Source organism: Calderihabitans maritimus, from assembly GCF_002207765.1.
Lineage (GTDB): Bacteria > Bacillota > KKC1 > Calderihabitantales > Calderihabitantaceae > Calderihabitans > Calderihabitans maritimus.
This window is the reverse complement of record NZ_BDGJ01000005.1, coordinates 1-18,255: the sequence shown is the minus strand read 5'-3', so window position 1 is coordinate 18,255 and position 18,255 is coordinate 1. Positions and strand designations below refer to the sequence as shown.

The following is an 18,255-nucleotide window of genomic DNA, read 5'->3' as shown; positions in this document are numbered from 1 at the left end:
AAGTCACCTACCCTTTCAGCATTTTTAGCTGACTTGCATCCATACTACCGAACGCATCATGTAGTTTTTTGGCTATCAAAGACATAATCAGCACACCAAACACCGCGTCGGTAAGAATACCGATTTCTACGAGTTTAGGCACGTTATATGCCATAATGGCAAGAGTCAGGTGTGAACCGTTTTCCATCAGACAAAATCCCAGCAGCTGTTTTAAGGCATTTCTCCTCGTGATCATGCAGTGAAGCCCCAGTAAGAAGTGGGCCAAGGAAACTGCCAGAGCCGTTTTGTACTTGAGTACTGCAAAAAGATGAAACGGCTGAACCAAGACAAAGGCTATTCCAACCATTACTGCCGCGAGAAGTAATGACCACGTTGTTCTGATCAGAGGGGGCTCCTCTTCGATTACTCCAGTAGTCCTGATGACCCGGAGTAGAATGAAAGGTACCAAAAATGCCTTGGTGACTAAAGCGGTAACAGACCAAAGATAAAGTTGTTCTGCTTCACTCAATATTGCCAGGGTGAGAAAAATACTAATTAGAACCAAGGACTGGGCACTATAAAAGTAAGCTGAAACTTTGAGCCGGCGGCTTTCTACTACGGAAAGGGAAGTTAGGATGAGCAGTACCGACAGGCTATTCACAATTGGCAAAGTAGTCATCTTCAACCCTCCGTAACATTAACTCGCCACAAGATAAAACACAAAGGAAATCAGAGAAATCCCAAAGGACAACGATGTAATAGTGGTGACGTCGGCAATGCGATACCGCGCCACGGCATTTTCTACAAAAGCGAGCAGGACGTAAAATACCAGCAGCTTACCCAGGAAGATGACGGTCCCCCAAATCAACGAACCTAAACTTAAGTTAGCTGCACCGCCAAAAGGAAGGAATAAAGCAACAAACAGAGCAATTACAATTACTTGTTTCATTAACAAGGCCAGTTTCATTAAGGCCAAGCCCCGCCCTGAATACTCGGTAAGAGGACCTTCCTGCAATTCCTGTTCCGCTTCAGCCAAATCAAAAGGTAGCTTTCCGGTTTCAACTGCAGTGGCGAGGAAAAAAGCGATTAAGCCAATTCCAAAAGCAGGATTCAACAGAGAAATTTGCCCGGAAGCTACCTGGGTACTAATTATTCCCAGGTTGCTTGACCCTGTCAACAGAGCAAGGGTCAACATTACCATTATCATAGCCGGCTCCATAAGTACGGCCAACATCATTTCCCGACTACTACCGGCTGCGGCAAAGGTACTCCCTGAATCCAGCCCTGAAAGAGAAAAGAAAAATCGAATTAAAGCCATTAAATACAAAACCGCAAACAAGTCCCCTACCAAACCCAGAGGGGAAATTAAAGTAATTGACGGAATTATCATAGCCAGCAACAGAAGGATTGCCACCAGGATATAAGGAGTGGTAGTGAACAACCAACTGGCCTGGGGAGGAACGGTTTGCTCCCGCTTCAGTAACTTAAAAAGATCGTAATAGGTCTGAAAAATACTGCAGCCTCGACGGCTGTGCATTCTGGCCCGGACCCGTCGGGATATGCCGTCCAGCAGCGGGGCGGTCAGCATAATCAAGGCGGCCTGCAGTATTCCTACCAGGAATAATTTGCCGTATTCCATATTCAACAACCTCCTGTTATCTCGTAGCCATAAGCAAAAAGCCTACTAAAATAATAATGATATAGAGCAAATACAGGTGTATACTGCCGGCCTGAAGCTTTTGGATACGCGTTCCCGTTCTCATGACGGCAGCCACCAGCGGTTTATACAGGTAATTCTCCCACAACGAAACAGCGTGGGACTCATAGTGAACACGCCCTTCAAAGTAAGACCGGGAAGTAAAACGCGGCCCTTTAACGCGGGTATTAGGGGCATAGATAGCCCGGAAAATCACCCTGAGGGGTTGGGCAAAAGAAGAAGCGGTGTAACCCATGCGAGACGAGTATGTAAATCCACATGCCCATGGCGCTTCATCCATTCGCTTGCCTGCACCGAACCCGCCCCAAAGCAATACCAGTAACAGGGGTAAAGTAACCAAACCCACCAACAACACAGCAATGAGCGGTGTAGAAAGAGTGCCCTGGCTTGATATAGCTGGATACATAATCAATCCGGAAGATGCCGGAACCGCAGGTTGGTTCAACACAGACGCAGCTATGGAACTAAAATAAGGAGCCAGCCAGGGTGCACCTATCCCAAGAGCAATGATGGCAAACACCAGGATAAACATTCCTGCAATCATGGTTGACGGAACCTCTCTAGCGGTCTCGGCGTAATGACTACGGGCCGAACCGGCAAAGGTCACTCCATAAGCTTTAACAAAGCACATGACAGCCAAGGCGCCTGTAAAGGCCAGCATCACGATAACAACGGAAGCAGCTAAGGTCACCCACCAGTTGCCCAACTTAGCAGCCAGGAATAGCGAATGATAAGTATACCATTCACTGACAAAACCATTGAACGGTGGTAAAGCCGAAATAGCCGCCGCACCAACGAGAAAGGCCAGCGCGGTAATAGGCATCCGTTTGCCCAATCCGCCCAATTGCTCCATATTATTGGCGTGCGTACGATAAAGAACCGAGCCAGCTCCTAGAAAAAGCAACCCTTTGAAAGTGGCATGGTTAATCAGATGGTATAGCCCGGCCATGAGTCCCAAGACAGCCAGTACTGGTTGATCTAGCGCAGCTCCCAGCATACCGGCCCCTACTCCCATCAAAATAATGCCAATGTTTTCCACACTGTGAAAGGCCAGCAATCTCTTTAAATCATGCTGTACTAAAGCATACATCACTCCCAAAACGGCCGAGACAGCACCCGCTATCAGAACTACTAAGCCCCACCACCAATCCGAGGCTCCCAGGAAATCAACCGCCACGCGAATGATTCCGTAAATTGCAGTTTTAATCATTACCCCCGACATCAGAGCGGAAATGTTAGATGGAGCTGCAGGGTGGGCCTGAGGCAACCAGATATGTAAGGGGATAATACCTGCTTTGGCCCCAAAACCCAAAAACGCCATGATGAAGGCCAGCGTTTTTAATCCATCGGAAAGGGGTGCCTCTTTAAAGGTTGCAAAGTCATAACTGCCGGTTTTGCTAGCAATAATAAGAAATGATAACATAATCAAGGCCGTACCTACATGGGCTATAATCAAGTAAACCAAACCGGCATTGATTGATTCCTTTTTCTCCTGTTCAAAACTTACCAAAAAGTATGAAGCTAGAGTCATTAATTCCCAGAAAAACAGAAAATAAAAGGCATCTCCTGTAGTAACCACCAAAATCATGGAACCAACAAAAACATTCATAAAAAATCCCAAAAGGCCCTTACCCTTTCCGCTGTACTCTTCCAGGTAAGACAACGAATAAACGGATGTAGCTGCAGTCAGCAGCGAAATGGCCAGCGTCATGAAGGCAGACAACTGATCTACGCGAATAATCAATTTCGCAATTGGAATGAATCCGGTCAAATCCAGCGTAAAACCATCTCCTCCAGCCACCACCGGGACGGCCCACGCCATCCCGGTAAGAGCAGCAAAAAGAGCAGCGACTGAAGCAACATAGTTAGCATACCTATCCACTTTACCTAATAGCAGCGAGGCACCGGCACCAGCCGCATAGAGAAGTATGGAGATTACAAAAAACTGTCCAGCAGCCATAGCGAATTACCTCCTACTTCTAAGAATGGAAACCGTGCTACCGATGTTAGCATCCCTTTTGAGCTTACTGAGCCGCTCTATCTCCTCACCCTTAACTTCTTTCAGCGCTTTGCTCGGGCAGACTTGGACGCAAGTAGGACCACCCTCCGTAAAAGAACAAAGGTCGCATTTAACAGCGATAGTTTTCTGTCCAATATCCCCGACCAGCAAAGGAATCAAACTTGAGTTTACCAGACCGACTTCTTCAACCGCGGGAGCTCGGGTGCCCCGAATCTCAATGCAACCAAAGGGGCAAGCCAGAGCACACATCTTACAACCAATACACAGAACTTCGTTTAACTTTACCATCTGGTCCTTGAGCTCAATGGCTTTAACGGGACAAACTTTGGCACAGGGAGCATCCTCGCAGTGCCGGCACTGGATAGGCATTGTTCCTTCAGGCGTATGGGTAACAAAAAGTCGGGGGAAAGGCTGCAACCCGTATTCCTTATGAATAAAGGCACAGCCAGCCATACAAGTGTAACAGCCCAGGCAACGGTTAGGGTCAGCAATTACGAAACGATTAGGCATCTTCTTTTCCTCCCTTCCCCAATGCCGGTCCGGGAATAGCCTTTTCCAAACTGACCAGGTACTTGCCTTCTTTCTCCCGACGGATGGCCCGAGCTTCCGCCGACGATACTTTTTCCACTTTGGCAGCTGCAACTTTAAATTCGGGCGTACCGGCAATATCATCGGTAGCTGTATTAGTTAGTTCGTTACCACAAGCCTCCCAGTAATGGAATGTCATAAAGACGGTATTTTCCGGAACCCGTTCGGTTACCCAAGCCCGCGCCACCACAGAACCACGTCGGGTGGATACTTTAATATACTCACCATCGTTTACGCCCAACTTCTCAGCATCTCGCGGGTTAACTTCTATCATCTCCTCCGTCGCAAACTGGGTAATAGCCCAGGACTTGCGGGTCATAGTACCAGTATGGTAATGATATGCCCGCCTACCGGTGGTAAGAGTAAAGGGATATTCCTGGTCCGGCAGCTCATCAATACGGCCCATAAATACCTTTGCCTTCCCTTTCGCTTCATGGTGCTGATTTAAATCACACTCGCCGGGATTAAACAGCACCGGATGAAGGTTAGCCTTTCCGGACGGCGTCAGGAACCTACCTCCCAGATACAGTATTGGCGTCCCCGGGTGATCCTCCGACGGGCAGGGCCACATAATGCCCCGTTCCTTTTCCAGTCGAGCGTAACTGATACCACCAAATTTTTCCGGAACCAGCTTCCGCAGTTCATCCCAGATTTCCTGGGGATGGCGGTAATTCATCCCGGTATAACCCATTTTCTGGGCCAACCTGCTAAAAATCCACCAGTCAGGCTGCGCCTCACCCGGCGGGTCAACGGCCTTGCGTACCCGCTGTACCCTGCGCTCGGTGTTGGTAAACGTACCGTCTTTTTCTGCCCAGCAAGCGGCAGGCAACACCACGTCAGCCAGGCGCGCAGTCTCAGTAAGGAAGATATCCTGGACAACCAGCAGATCTAAGTGCTCCAGCGCATGGCGCAGGTGATCGGCATCAGGATCGCTCATAACGGGGTTTTCTCCAAAGACATACAGAGCTCTAACCCGGTGTTGCAAAATAGCGTCCGGAACCTCTGTCAGCTTGAATCCAGGGCTTGACGGCAGCTTGCCCCCCCATACTTTCTCAAAACGAGCGCGGAGATCTTCTTTGGTTACATCCAGATAGCCCGGTAGAACATTAGGTAGGCAACCCATGTCACAAGCCCCTTGCACGTTATTCTGGCCTCTAAGCGGACATACCCCAGCCCCGGGGCGACCCAGGTTACCGGTAATCACCGCCAGGTTGGATAGGCTCACCACGTTTCCTGTACCGTGACTAAACTGGGTAATACCCATGCAGTACAGAATAGCCGCCGCCCGCGCCTGGCCGTAAATGCGGGCCGCCTCGACCAAATCTTTTTGTGGAATCCCCGTAAGCTCCTCAACGTAGTCCGGGGTATACTTCTCCACCGCTCGAGCCAGATCATCAAAACCCACAGCATGTTCCTGGATAAAATCGGTCTTGGCAAGTCCTTCCTTGATAATTACATGAATTATTCCGTTTATAAGCGGGATGTTGTATCCGGCAGGTACCCTCAACCAAATATCGGCTTTGTTAGCCATCTCCGTCATTCTCGGATCTGCCACGATCAACCTGGCACCGCGTTCCTTGGCCTTCAAAACATGCCGGGCTATCAAGGGATGGCACTCGGCAGTATTTGAACCAATAATAAAGATAACATCCGAATGAGCACTAAATTCAGGAATGGAATTTGTCATGGCCCCGCTTCCCAATGTCATCGCCAGACCGGCGACGGTGGGCGCGTGTCAGAGACGGGCGCAGTGGTCCACATTATTGGTACCCATTACCCCCCTAGCAAACTTTTGGGCCACATAGTTATCTTCATTAGTTGCTCGGGCTGAAGTAACTAGGGCAAAGGCGTCCGGTCCAGACTCCCGCTTGATCTTTGTTAACTGGTCGGCAATGTAGTCCAGCGCCTCGTCCCAAGAAACGGAAATAAAACTTCCGTTTTTCTTGATTAATGGAGAAGTCAAGCGGCGGGGATCCCGAACATGTTCATATCCGTAGTAGCCCTTAACACACAGTTCTCCTTCACTTACAGGGTGAAGGTCGTCCGGCTCAACCCCAATAATCTTTCCCTCTGCGGTTTTCAGATAGATGCCGCAACCCGTACCGCAGAAAGGACATATGGTCAAAACTTTTTCTGATTTATGATGTTTCATGACGAAAACCTCCTTAGGCTCATTTCAAGTTGGAACGGATCAGATTATTAATACATCACGATATTCAAAATTGTTGCCATTAATAATTTTCTGACTCTTGCTTTTTATAAAACCCGCTATATTGAGGCTTTGGAAGGTGTTTAAAATTAAATCAAAAAGGGCCAAAAGTGTTCACCCATGTTGACACTCGGCCCGTTACGCCACTCTTTATGTAAACATTGGTTAACAGTCTATATTTGTCTAATTTTTGTACAGTCCAATCCGGAATAACTTTTATTTCAACCATATTTTTCAAATCGCGACCGGTGATCAAAATATTAAACGACTAAAATTTCTTATTGCCAGCCATTCCACGGCGAGAAAAAATTTTTCCAAAGTATTCCACTTGTTACCCCAGCGATCTGAAACTCCGGCATACAAACAAAAAGTGTACACTATTGTGTACACATTATAAAAACGAAATTTGGCCCCTCTTATTCTCTTTTTTCTATTGCAATGTCAGTAGCTTCTTCCAATTCTTTTTTAGCATCTGTTGATGCTTTACGAAACTCTCTTATTCCCCTGCCGATAGCTTTGCCTACTTCCGGCAACTTACCCGGGCCAAAGATAATAAGCACAAGAACAAGGATAATAATTAATTCCTGCATACCTATGCTGGGTAGCAATGCAAAAGTGAACATAATGCCATCACCATCCTAACCAAATTTTATCTTAACTAATAACATTGTAGCCTTCCTGCCGGGCCAATAAATCCAAATGAATCGTCTGCAAATCTTCCCGGAACATATCAACAGTTTTTCCACCCATTTTCCTTTCATCAACAGTCTTGATATACCCCTTACATTTTGCGCAGGTATAGACCCGGTATTTCTCCTGGCCGTCAACGGTGAAATACTGCAAATCCTTTTGATTTTCGTTTAGACACCGGGGACAAGCCACCCGCTTGAACGGCCACTCTGTATCACACAAGGAACAGTACAGAAATCTTTTACCCGTTTCTTTTTCAAGACGAGCAAGATGGGCAACATTACCACAAACAGGACAAATACCGCTGTCCCAATATTTTAGATCAAGAAAGGGAGCGACACGCTGGGCATAACGTTGTAGAAATAACTTTAATGTGTGATTTAATAACAATTCTAGCTGTTCCACTGCTACTCCCCACTGCGCGGCTATACTATATATCGATTGCTGGTCAAGGTTAAATAAACCGGCAGCCAACGATTGCTGCATCTGAACATCATCCCTCAAAGCGTCGATGATTTTGCTCAGTTCCTCTTGACGTTCTGGTTGGTATGAAACTATTAAATCTTTCACTTTATCCATTAGCTGTAAAAAAAAGGAAGTATTTATAGTGGGCAAATGACACTTGATTAGCGGTGTCCCTGAAAGCCATTGTTGTAGAGCATCTTCTCCCGGCTTGCTTATTTTCAGAGCCTCTTCCTCCAAATCCAGTTGTAAGAGTTCATCGTAAAAGTTTATCATACGGGACATAACTTGCCGAGCTTCTTCCGTTGGCATGAAATCAACTCCCTTTACGCTAGCTTTTGGAAGATTAGCGGGAATGACAAAAATCATTCCCGCTTATGAAAAACAAATTTTAACTGGCGACCCGGGTTCCGAACTTTTGTGGTCTCCCCATCTTTAATGCACCTTCACTCTCATGGCTCTCTTCAGCGAACACCTCAAAATTTTCTACAAAGAACTGGTAGGCTAATACTCCAGTGGATATCAGGCCAAGGGTAATTGCCACTTCCATCCAGGACGGGACATAACTTGTCCCGGCGGAAGCCCACATACCTGTAAACACCACATTGGTACGGTTAAGAATCACACCCACGATTGTCAATGTGGCAGCGGTAACCACTCCCCCTACCGTTTTACGGAAGTTTGGTACAAGGTAGATTAAAAGGGGTAAAATTACTCCCAACATAATCTCCAGCAGAAACATATTGCCTTCCAAGGTCCCTGAAAACACGGCACCCAGGTAACCCCGATAGGCCAAGTCTATCAGCCTGAGTACAAAGTATATGCCCAAAACCCAGGCCGAGAATTTACCCAGGGTTTGCATAATATCCAGTTCAAATTCCCGCTTATAGGCCCGGGCGCTTAAGTATGACTCAACCGTAACCATAGCGGGACCCACCGCCACCGCAGTCAGGAAATAGAACACAGGTAACAACATACTCCACCAAAGCGGGTGTAACTTGCCAGCCATGAGGATGTATAAAGAACCAAGCGATGACTGGTGCAGGGTGGATAAAACAATCCCTAAAATAACCAAAGGTATGGTAACACCAGTTAACCCTTTAGCAATCCCTTTCCACCCCAGTCTTTTGAAAATGGTGGGGCCAAACTCACCCGTGAGGACAAGGGTATACAGTAACACACACCAGAAAAGTTCAAACATTACTGAATGGTGTCCCCAGTATACAATGGGGTGCCAGAAGTTATACCACCGCCCGAGGTCCAACAGTAGTCCAACACCTACCATTAGGTATCCCAACCAAGCGGTAAGGACCGCAGGCTTAACAATGGGTTTTAGCTTCTTCACGCCGAAAATATGGTAAAGTCCCACGGTGGTGAAACCACCGGCCGCTAAAGCAACGCCCAGCTTGACATCTACAAGGATCCATAGACCCCAAGGCCATTCGTCGCTGAGGTTAGTGGCGACGCCCAGTCCGTTAATTAAACGGTAAATAGAAACACCTATAAAAAGGGCTGACAGGAACATCAAAACTACCCTAAAGGGAGTTATCTTAAAGCTGAATTTTCTACGTTTCAACTCTTTTCACCCCCTATGGCTATCTTTCTCAGGCTTATCCAGCTCATTGCGCCGCTTGGTATAGAAGTACATGGCGGTTAGCAAAGCGCTCCACCCAACTAGTACGCCGGGAATCTTGGTAAGCACCTTCCACGTATAGTCGGGAAGCGGTTCATGGGGTAGGTTGGCGGGGAAGCCCAACTTTTCGAACGGTACGTCAGAGATATAAAGTACCGATGTCCCTCCAACCTCTTTCTCCCCAAATACATGTTCGACATACTTTCCTCTACCGGACCTAATCCGCTCCCAGGCTTCCTTTACCAATTTATCTCTTTCACCAAATTTAATGGCTCCGGTAGGACACGCCGTGGCACAGGCCGGTTCCAGTCCCTGTGCCAGGCGGTCAATGCACAACCGGCACTTTCTCACCGCGGGAAATCTCTTTTCCCATTCATACTTGGGGACCCCGAACGGGCATGCCAACATACAATAACGACACCCTACGCATTTGTTTTCCTGGTATACTACCGCTCCCTCCTCAGTTTTCTTAAACGCTTCAACAAAACAGGCCGACACACATGCCGGTTCCAAGCAGTGCATGCACTGGGTTTTCACAAATTTCCATTTAATATCGTCTTCCTCTTCCAGTAGGTGGTAATCCACCTTGGTCCAGGTAGTAGCAGAACGCTTGGGAGGGTTACTCCAATCTGCATTAAATGTGGTCTTCTCTGCAGGTAGGTTGTTCCATTGCTTGCATGCAACCTGGCAAGCTCGACAACCGATACATTTCGATATATCGATCAGCATCCCCTTTGGCACCTATCACACCTCCTGTTATGCCTGCCGGCAACCCTAAACTTTCTTGATGTTGCAAAGGAACGCCTTGTACTCGGGAATAGCTGTATTGGGATCACCCACACAAGGTGTTAAGTCGTTGGCGGTGCTACCCGGAGCCAGTCCCTGGTAACCCCAATGCCAGGGCAGGCCCACAACTTCACATTCCTTACCGTTTACCTTGACAGCCCTCATGATCGGGGTTACGCACGCCTTGGCACGGATCTTACCTCTCTTGGAAATTACTTCCACTTCATCCCCATTCCTGATACCCAGCTTTCGGGCAAGGTTTGGTGATATTTCCACAAACATTTCAGGCATTAACTCAACCAAGTATGGACAGTTCCTGGTCATGGCACCGCTCTGGTAGTGCTCGATTAAACGGTGGGTAGTAGCAATGTAAGGATATTCATCACTGCCTACCTCGGCTAACTCTCCCAGTTCCGGACCGTAGAAGGTTATACACGGATTAAACTGCCTGCTGGACATTTTGTTCTTTACCGGGCTTTCCACAGGCTCGTAATGCTCCGGAATGGGACCGTCCTTGAGACCCTGGGTAAACAACCTGCCGTGGCCCTCAGGAAGCATAATGAACGGATTTGCGGCCGACACCTCCGGTGACACCTTGGCGTTAAAATCTGGAACGTCGTTTTTCACCCAGTCTACGCCGTTCCAAGCAAAAAGAGGGAGCTTAGGATTCCAGGGCTTACCCTTAGGATCAGTAGCGCAACGGTTGTAGAGTATCCTTCTGTTCAGCGGCCATGCGAAGGCCCAGCCCAGGTTAGAACCCAGACCATCCTTTTCCGGATTACGGTTCTTGCAAGCAGGCTTCTCCCGGTCCGCATAGTAACCGGTGTAAATCCACATACCGCACGCCGTAGAGCCGTCATCTTTTAATTTTCCGAAACTATTCAGTGGTTTGCCGGTAGCAACATCATAGCCGTTAAGCTCGATGGCCACCTGTTCAACATCGGGCTCCTCCTGGCCCGGTTTGTCATAGTTCCATACCATATTCAATATTGGTTCAGGGAATACAGCAGATTTGTCTTTCCGGTACTGTTCCCTGACAGCTTTAAATAACCGATCAGCAATCCATAAATCACTCTTAGCATCTCCGGGGGGATTTATGGCTTGATAACGCCACTGTATCCACCTACCACTGTTAGTAATGGACCCTTCCTTCTCGTAGGACGCAGCAGCCGGTAGTAAGAATACTTCCGTGTCAATCTTTCTAGGATCAACACCCGGAGCTTTCCAGAATGCAGCGGTTTCCGTCTCAAAGAGGTCAATAACTACCAGCCAATCTAACTTTTCCAGGGCCTTTCTTTCCATGGAAGCATTGGGACCACCCACGGCTGGATTTTGCCCCCAGGCAAACATGCCCTTGATTTTGCCTCTCATCATATCCTGAAAAATTGCCATATGGGAATGTTCCCCGGCAGTTAATTTCGGAAGGTAATCGAAGCAAAAATCATTCTCTTTGGTGGCCTTTTCACCGTACCAGGCCTTCAGCATGCTGATTAAAAATTTGGGCTTATTGGACCAATAACCGCTCTTGGGCGTTTCTTTTTCAATGTATTCCTGTAAATTTGCATGTTTGTTAGCCCGTGGCATTCCTAGATACCCAGGCAAGAGGTGGTAGAGCATAGCCAGATCAGTGGATCCCTGAACGTTACTTTCGCCGCGCTGGGCATTTACCCCGCCACCGGGAATACCGATGTTACCCAATAATAGCTGGAGGATAGCCAAAGCCCGAACGTTTTGGGCCCCGTGGGTATGTTGGGTAATACCCATGGCATAGATAACGTTACCTGCCTTGCCCGGTCGACCGGTTGCACAGAAAGTTTCACATACCTCTTGATAAACTTTTTCCGGTACACCGGTTATTTCGCTCACGGTTTTAATATCATACCTGGATACATGTTTCTTCAGCAACTGGAATACACAGTTAGGATCCTGCAGGGTGGGATCTTTTTTAATTTCGTCTCCATCTTTTTGGTACTGCCATGAATTTCTGTCGTATTTTCCATCAACAAATCCTGAAAATAAGCCATCGTGGAAGCCATACTCCGGATTAACCAAGAAGGAAGCATTGGTATAGTTCACCACATATTCGTGGTGATACAGATTGTTTTGGATGGCGTAGTTCATAAGACCGTTGATAAACGCAATGTCACTGCCAGGTCTGTGGCGCACATAAATGTCCGCCTGAGCTGCGGTTTTGCTAAATCGCGGGTCTACTACGATAAGCTTAGCCCCTCTGGTCTCTCTGGCCTTGTTAATCCATTTCATGGCCAGCGGATGGTTTTCGGCAGGGTTGGCACCTATGACCAAAAAGGCATCTGAATTCTTATAATCAATCCAGTGATTGGTCATTGCTCCTCTACCAAACGAATTGGCCAGACCGGCCACAGTAGTGGAATGTCAGAGACGGGCATGGTGTTCAATGTTGATAATACCCAGAGCCCGGGCCAACTTGTGCATTAAATAGTTTTCTTCGTTATCAATAGAAGCGCTGCCCAAATGAGCAATGGCCTGGGTGCGATTTACCACAACCCCGTTTTCATCCTTGATCTCAAAGGTAGCATCACGGGTTGCCTTAACCCTTTCAGCTATTTTATTCAGCGCCCAGTCCCAAGGCTTTTCTTCCCACCTGTCACTTCTAGGCGCGCGATATAAAACTTTGGTTAAACGTCTAGGATTTGGCACACGTTTGTTATTCTTGTCCACTATAAAACTTAAATCAGAAATGGATAATCCTTTAGGGCAAAGGGATCCTTCATTAATGGGATGGTCTGGATCTCCCTCAGTATAAACGACCTTACCTTCTTGAGTGTGAACAATAATACCGCAACCCACAGCACAGTAAGGACAAATAGTGGTAGTCTCCCGGGTAAACTTCAAGCGGTAAGGTCCCAGGTCAATAGGTGATTTTTGTGAAGCATCAGCAGAATCAGTAATCCCTCCCAGAAAAGACAGACCAAGAGTACTGGCACCTAAAGATTTGAGAAATGCTCTCCTACTTAATCCAGCCATCGTTTTCTTCAGACCTCCCTTCCAGAATTCTTTTAAAAGTAATAATTTTTCATTATTTTCAAACTAATATAAATATTTCATCTCTTAACATCTCGCTGTTAACTCAAAATTTGCATACTGTTATCCGGCTGGGCTGCAGTAATAGTAGCGGCAGTTACGCCTGAAATGTTGAGAAGATCTCTTCTGGAAATTCTCGCGGCCATTGCCCCCTCCCTTATTTGCACCACCCCCTTTAGTTAGTAAGAATGACTGAATAAAAATGCCCATCGGACAACTCTAAAGCCTGAGCGCTAATGGCTTTATTATCAAGTCATTAGCGCCGGTAGCTTTAGCTTTTGCTTTATTCAAACAAAAGACTAAAATTCAAAAAATTGTAGCAAAATGAATTTAACAATTTTTCTTAGCCAGTACAACTTTTTGTAAATAATTAAATTAAAGAAAACAGGGCACAAATTTTTAAATTAAATAAAATTAATTTATAGATCTTAATTTTCAAAACCCAATAAAAAAGACCCCTTGCCGGGATCTTAGGAAATCTTTTTGTATAATTTTACAGGTCTGCCTACGGTACCATATTTGAGTTCTACCTCTACATGTCCGTTTTTCTCTAAATATTCCAGGTAGCGGCGCGCCGTTACCCTGGTTAGATTAACCCCCTCCCCTACTTCCTCTGCAGACATGGCTATATCTTTGCTTTCTAAAAAAGCCAATATTTGCCTTAAAGTCACCTCATTTAAACCTTTGGGTAATTCATCTTCTACATCCGCTTTCTCAGTGTTGAAACCAGGACTTTGCTTTTTCCCATTTTCATCAGGAAGGTTACCTTCAGCACCGTTCCCAGCATTCCCGGTAGCTTTAGAAATTTGTAAGGCCAGACGTTGCAGCCCTTCCACCATTTGGTTGAAAGCAGCGGCAAGTTCGCCAATTTCGTTCTGGCTCTTAATTTCCAATTTATTCCCAAGATAACCGGAAGCTACCTCTCTGGTACCCATAGTTATCTTTTGGAGCGGACCGATAATTACCTGCTGGGTAAAATACCAGGCCCCCAGAGCTACCAAAAGAGTTAACCCTCCGCTGATGATTACAAGAGTTATTAGGGAGTTGCGGATCATTTGATTAGAAAATTTTTTGGAAATTCCGACGTACAGCATTCCAATAATATTCCCTTGTTGATTACGGATAGGTTTGTATGCCGTCTGGTAATACTCACCTACCACATTAGCTTCTCCAAGGTATTCCTGACCGTATTTTAGTACGGTAGTGGCTACAATATCCGAAACCTTAGTTCCTATCGCCCTTTCACCGTTCTTATTACGCACTGTAGTAGAAACACGGGTATCACCGAGAAAAATAGTCACCGTATCGCCAGTTAAATTAGCGATAAAATCTACCGGAATGAAATTATTATTAATCTTGACTCCACCTTTGTAAAGGACGCCGTCTCGTACTTCCCAGGGACCGGGGTACATCAAATCGATAATGGCTTCACCCGTTGCCAGGTCACTTTTAGCCTTGGTTATGGCAGCCAGTTCAGCACGGTCTTTCATATGAATTCCAATAATAAAAGTCGTGCTGATGGACAGCAGGAGCAACGGTCCAATTACTAAAAATAGAAGTTGCTGCTTGAGGGAACGCATAACCCCTCACCACCTTTATCGTAAAAGCTTCATTAAAAAACTTAAACCATTAATAAATACTTTTCAGAACTTACGCAATTATATTGACCAAATAATATAATATACCTCAAAAACAGGCCTGTCAAACATTAGATTTCTGGATCTCAGTAAAACTTATCTTTACTGACGGCACTGAGTTGTTCTTTCAGGAAAAGGTTATGGGTGTAAGTCCCACGCGTGCCGATGTGAACCATGATTAAACGCGTATTTGTATAATAAAAAAATAAAAAAAATAAAATAATTTACTTTATTTTCGAAACCTCCTCTAGTTTTTCATTACCCTTTCTTCGCGTCTGGCTCAAAATCATTTCCCATAACAGTCCCCGCTCTATTGCGCTTTTACTTTATGCGGGTCACCTCGATAAAATTCAGTATCAATCTGGGGCAAGGAAAAATCTCCCGGCACCCGGAAGCTCTCTCCATAAATCCAATAGGCGAAATTTACCAGTCGATATCCTTCACCTACAGGAACCGGATCTTGTACTTTAATCTGGGTAATCCGCAGTCCTTTTTCATCTGCCTCCACAAGGTGGCTTCCTGATATTTTCTCCGTCACCCCCTGACCGCTGTAAGTCCACCGGGCCTCATATACTTGCCGTCCCGTCCCGTGACAGTCCTGGCATTCTCTTCCCGGACCTAAAGCATGAGACATTTTGTCCATTTGGATCCAGAGGAGAGAACGGGTTCCATCGGGGGCATCAACGGTACCTACAGTATAGTAAGCGTCCTGAGAGTCAGTACGGTAAGGAACGATATTCCGGAAGGCAACCTGCTTCGCAGGATCGACCTGTTTTTTCACGCCGTGTACTACATGCGGAACCGGCTTTACAGGGATCCATACTCCTTCCCCGTTTTTGATCAACAGCGGCCGCTGAAGGATTCCGTAATACTGCTTGTGCTTGGTCAACGGGAAAGGAAGACCAGAGGTCTTTCCGAAACCCATGACCGTCGCCTGGTATCCGCCTACCTCTCGAATATGACATGATTCACAGGCCACATTCCGATGAGCCGATGCGCTTAGATCCTCTACCTGGCGGGGGTGGCATTTACCACAAACCTTTTGTCGGTCAACTCGCCTGGCTACATCATGATTTTTCGTTTCATGACAGTTCAAGCACTCAACCCCGGCTTGAACATGAGCACCGGTGGGCAACCCCGCCGGAAAAGCATAATCTCCACGAAAGTATCCAGCACCTCTGCGCCGGTCTTCCGGCCCCGCGTGACATATGGACCCTCTTCCCCCTCCATAACAGGTGTTGGACGGGGGGGTTCTGGTAAAAACATGAGAGCCGTCTCCACTCTGGGGTACATAATGGCAATCGTTGCACCCTGCGTGGCAACGGTTACACGCCCTCTGGGCTGCAGAAGCTTCTTTTAAACCCAGTTTGGTTGCCATCTGCGAATTCAGTCGGTCCAGGTTATGACCCGAGACATATATCTCGGCTGCTCCCTTGCCCAGTTGTTCTTTCAGGAGCCGTTTCTGTGCGTCACTGTATACTAACCATGGCCTGCAATTATGCGGGGCAATGGTTAACAGATCGGTATTCAGGCTCTGAAACCTGGAAGAAGCCATAGGTGTTGCGTTGTATTCTGTAACCTCTTTTTCATGGCATTTACCGCAAGTCCTTTGTGCTAATTCAGGATCGTAAGTCAACAAACCCTTCTCTTTTAGCCCGTAAACCAGGCCCAGAACTTTTATCCCCTCTATAGAAGGAAGAAGCTTGTTGACATCATTATCACTACGGACCCCGATCACTACGGTATCATCGGTGGGTTCCATCTTGTAGGTCTTGCTGACACCGATAACCATGTCCCTGAGTAGGCCTTCATGTGCCTCGGTCTTGTCGGTCGCTTTGGGATTGCCCAAATGGCAGTCTTCACATTTGACTCCGGGCATGCGGCTTTGTTTGACTACCATTTCATTTGTTATGTAGAATTCGGGGAATCCGGCTTTCTCCATAGCTTCTTTATCCCCATGACAGGAGACACAACTACTGACCAGCTGAACGGGAGGAGCCTTGACGTAAAAAGTGTATATCCCAGCACCTATGAGAAGAAACAATGCCACGATTAAAATAATCCACCTGAACTTCCTTACCAATTTTAACACCTCCGTTTACATATATTCTTTCCCGAACAACATTCCCGTAGACAAAAATCTTTATAATCACAATTACGTAGTTTCTTCATAATAATATAGTTAGGGAAACATGACCATCATATAGAGACTCTTCAGAGTTAAAGGCTCAAGGTTAGCGTACTCTTTTAATTACTACCCCCAGGAGGAGAAGCTCTTGAGAAAAAACTTTTTCCTGAAAATGTTGCTCCTCGCGTTAGTAGCCGCCTGGCTTTTGAGTTTTAAAATTAAAGGCTCCTCCCACCTAACCCTAAACTTTGCGGTATGGGGTGGAACTTTGCTTGTTCTGTTGCTGGCTACTAAACAAAAAGACCGAAAATACTGGCGTAAAACTGTGAGCGTTACTGTTCCAAAACTTAGAAAAACCTCTACTGCTGATGGCTGGGTTAAAATGGCAACCATGGGCGGAATGTTATCCGCGCTAACCTTTGGGTTACAGATTTCGTACGTCTTTTTTCCGGGACCAGGATATTTTATCAGCGCCTTCAGTACCCTTCCGGTAGCCATAGCGGCCAGCTTAAACCCGGCAAACGGGGTGTTCACCTTATTAGTCGCTGCAGCTTTGGTTCTTTTCGTTCAGCCTGTAAGCACACTGATTCTTCTCTTCAATACCGGTCTATTGGGGTTAATTATTGGTTGCGGAATTTATTACGGTTTCGCCAAAAGAATACTGGTTTTGTTCGGCGCCTTAGGACTCTTTACAGGCATTGTTACCCTGACCTTTATCGCCGGCATAGAATTCTCCGGCATGATAGCACAGCAAGGACTAATCCTGGCCAACTCCTTCATCTTTTTATTCTGCCTGGTTTATAGTTCAGCCTGGGTATTTCTAATAGATATGACATGCAACCGTATTTTAAAGTCAATCATGTGATCGCGTCCGGGCGCGCCACAGACATATAGAAACCCTGCCTTCAGGCAGGAGTTGTTCATGCTAATCCTAAATTGGCTCTTTTGCTGGTGATGTGCTGTTCAATTCCATCGGCCGCTTTGACGGGATCATCTCCCAGGGCCACTTTACCTCCTGTAAGTTTTTCTATATCCTCGGTCAACAATTTAACCAGTTCGGGCCCTCCTGCTATCGGCGGAGTGGGGGAAAGGTGAGTATACAATCCGAAAGCCAGGGCAAATATGGCATCTATGGTAGCTTTCTGCTCCAGGTACTGGGGGGCAGTCACTGCCACCGGCAGGTCGGCGGTATCTACACCTAAAGCATTAGCCACATCGTTTACCAGAAGGGAAATGCGTCCCGTGTCGGTACAAGTACCGAAACTGAGAACCGGCGGGATTTTTAAACTGCCACAAACTTCTTTAAGACCCGGTCCAACTATATCCAGGGCGGCAAGATTACA

Annotated in this window: 13 protein-coding genes and 1 pseudogene; 1 reads left to right on the top strand and 13 read right to left on the bottom strand. The window is 46.6% G+C overall.

What is annotated here, in order from left to right; genetic code table 11:
• Positions 1-7: 7 nt before the first annotated feature.
• From hyfE to KKC1_RS01110, 12 genes are all read right to left on the bottom strand, one after another.
• A complete protein-coding gene (hyfE, locus tag KKC1_RS01170) occupies positions 8-658 on the bottom strand; it encodes a hydrogenase 4 membrane subunit (protein ID WP_088552688.1) in 651 nt (216 codons plus the stop codon).
• Positions 659-676: 18 nt separating this feature from the next.
• Entirely contained in the window at positions 677-1,618 is a 942-nt protein-coding gene (locus KKC1_RS01165) for a respiratory chain complex I subunit 1 family protein (RefSeq protein ID WP_088552687.1), read from the bottom strand.
• Between the two features lie 16 nt (positions 1,619-1,634).
• Positions 1,635-3,656 carry a hydrogenase 4 subunit B gene (gene hyfB / locus KKC1_RS01160; protein ID WP_088552686.1) on the bottom strand — a complete coding sequence of 674 codons (2,022 nt, stop codon included), beginning with the start codon at positions 3,654-3,656 and terminating at the stop codon, positions 1,635-1,637.
• 6 nt (positions 3,657-3,662) lie between these two features.
• Positions 3,663-4,226 carry a 4Fe-4S dicluster domain-containing protein gene (locus tag KKC1_RS01155; protein WP_088552685.1) on the bottom strand — a complete coding sequence of 188 codons (564 nt, stop codon included), beginning with the start codon at positions 4,224-4,226 and terminating at the stop codon, positions 3,663-3,665.
• Positions 4,219-6,456, bottom strand: coding sequence for a formate dehydrogenase subunit alpha (fdhF, locus tag KKC1_RS16970; protein WP_088552684.1), 2,238 nt, complete (start codon positions 6,454-6,456; stop codon positions 4,219-4,221). The genes KKC1_RS01155 and fdhF overlap by 8 nt, the downstream gene beginning before the upstream one ends.
• Before the next feature lie 473 nt (positions 6,457-6,929).
• Positions 6,930-7,136 (bottom strand): Sec-independent protein translocase subunit TatA/TatB, encoded by a 207-nt coding sequence (locus KKC1_RS01145; RefSeq protein WP_088552683.1) that lies wholly within the window; start codon positions 7,134-7,136, stop codon positions 6,930-6,932.
• A 31-nt stretch (positions 7,137-7,167) separates the two neighbouring features.
• Entirely contained in the window at positions 7,168-7,977 is an 810-nt protein-coding gene (locus tag KKC1_RS01140) for a formate dehydrogenase accessory protein FdhE (RefSeq protein ID WP_192868018.1), read from the bottom strand.
• A gap of 79 nt (positions 7,978-8,056) precedes the next feature.
• Positions 8,057-9,241, bottom strand: coding sequence for an NrfD/PsrC family molybdoenzyme membrane anchor subunit (nrfD, locus tag KKC1_RS01135; protein WP_238134155.1), 1,185 nt, complete (start codon positions 9,239-9,241; stop codon positions 8,057-8,059).
• A 6-nt stretch (positions 9,242-9,247) separates the two neighbouring features.
• Positions 9,248-10,039 carry a 4Fe-4S dicluster domain-containing protein gene (locus KKC1_RS01130; protein ID WP_088552681.1) on the bottom strand — a complete coding sequence of 264 codons (792 nt, stop codon included), beginning with the start codon at positions 10,037-10,039 and terminating at the stop codon, positions 9,248-9,250.
• Positions 10,040-10,072: 33 nt separating this feature from the next.
• Positions 10,073-13,090: a formate dehydrogenase-N subunit alpha gene (gene fdnG, locus KKC1_RS01125; protein ID WP_143288648.1), complete on the bottom strand. Its 3,018-nt coding sequence runs from the start codon at positions 13,088-13,090 to the stop codon at positions 10,073-10,075.
• 527 nt (positions 13,091-13,617) lie between these two features.
• Positions 13,618-14,727, bottom strand: coding sequence for a cache domain-containing protein (locus KKC1_RS01115; RefSeq protein WP_088552678.1), 1,110 nt, complete (start codon positions 14,725-14,727; stop codon positions 13,618-13,620).
• Between the two features lie 367 nt (positions 14,728-15,094).
• A complete protein-coding gene (locus KKC1_RS01110) occupies positions 15,095-16,867 on the bottom strand; it encodes a cytochrome c3 family protein (RefSeq protein WP_088552677.1) in 1,773 nt (590 codons plus the stop codon).
• Positions 16,868-17,060: 193 nt separating this feature from the next.
• Here KKC1_RS01110 and KKC1_RS01105 point away from each other — a divergent pair, with 193 nt between their 5' ends.
• A complete protein-coding gene (locus KKC1_RS01105) occupies positions 17,061-17,777 on the top strand; it encodes a YybS family protein (RefSeq protein WP_088552676.1) in 717 nt (238 codons plus the stop codon).
• Between the two features lie 55 nt (positions 17,778-17,832).
• On the opposite strand, the pseudogene KKC1_RS01100 reads toward KKC1_RS01105, so the two are convergent.
• Positions 17,833-18,255 (bottom strand): annotated as a pseudogene (locus KKC1_RS01100) (anaerobic carbon-monoxide dehydrogenase catalytic subunit); the annotation flags it as partial.

Bases quoted from the DNA above. Each gene is read 5' to 3' on its own strand.
- hyfE (WP_088552688.1), bottom strand. From the start codon at position 658: ATGACTACTTTGCCAATTGTGAATAGCCTGTCGGTACTGCTCATCCTA.
- KKC1_RS01165 (WP_088552687.1), bottom strand. From the start codon at position 1,618: ATGGAATACGGCAAATTATTCCTGGTAGGAATACTGCAGGCCGCCTTG.
- hyfB (WP_088552686.1), bottom strand. From the start codon at position 3,656: ATGGCTGCTGGACAGTTTTTTGTAATCTCCATACTTCTCTATGCGGCT.
- KKC1_RS01155 (WP_088552685.1), bottom strand. From the start codon at position 4,226: ATGCCTAATCGTTTCGTAATTGCTGACCCTAACCGTTGCCTGGGCTGT.
- KKC1_RS01145 (WP_088552683.1), bottom strand. From the start codon at position 7,136: ATGTTCACTTTTGCATTGCTACCCAGCATAGGTATGCAGGAATTAATT.
- KKC1_RS01140 (WP_192868018.1), bottom strand. From the start codon at position 7,977: ATGCCAACGGAAGAAGCTCGGCAAGTTATGTCCCGTATGATAAACTTT.
- KKC1_RS01115 (WP_088552678.1), bottom strand. From the start codon at position 14,727: ATGCGTTCCCTCAAGCAGCAACTTCTATTTTTAGTAATTGGACCGTTG.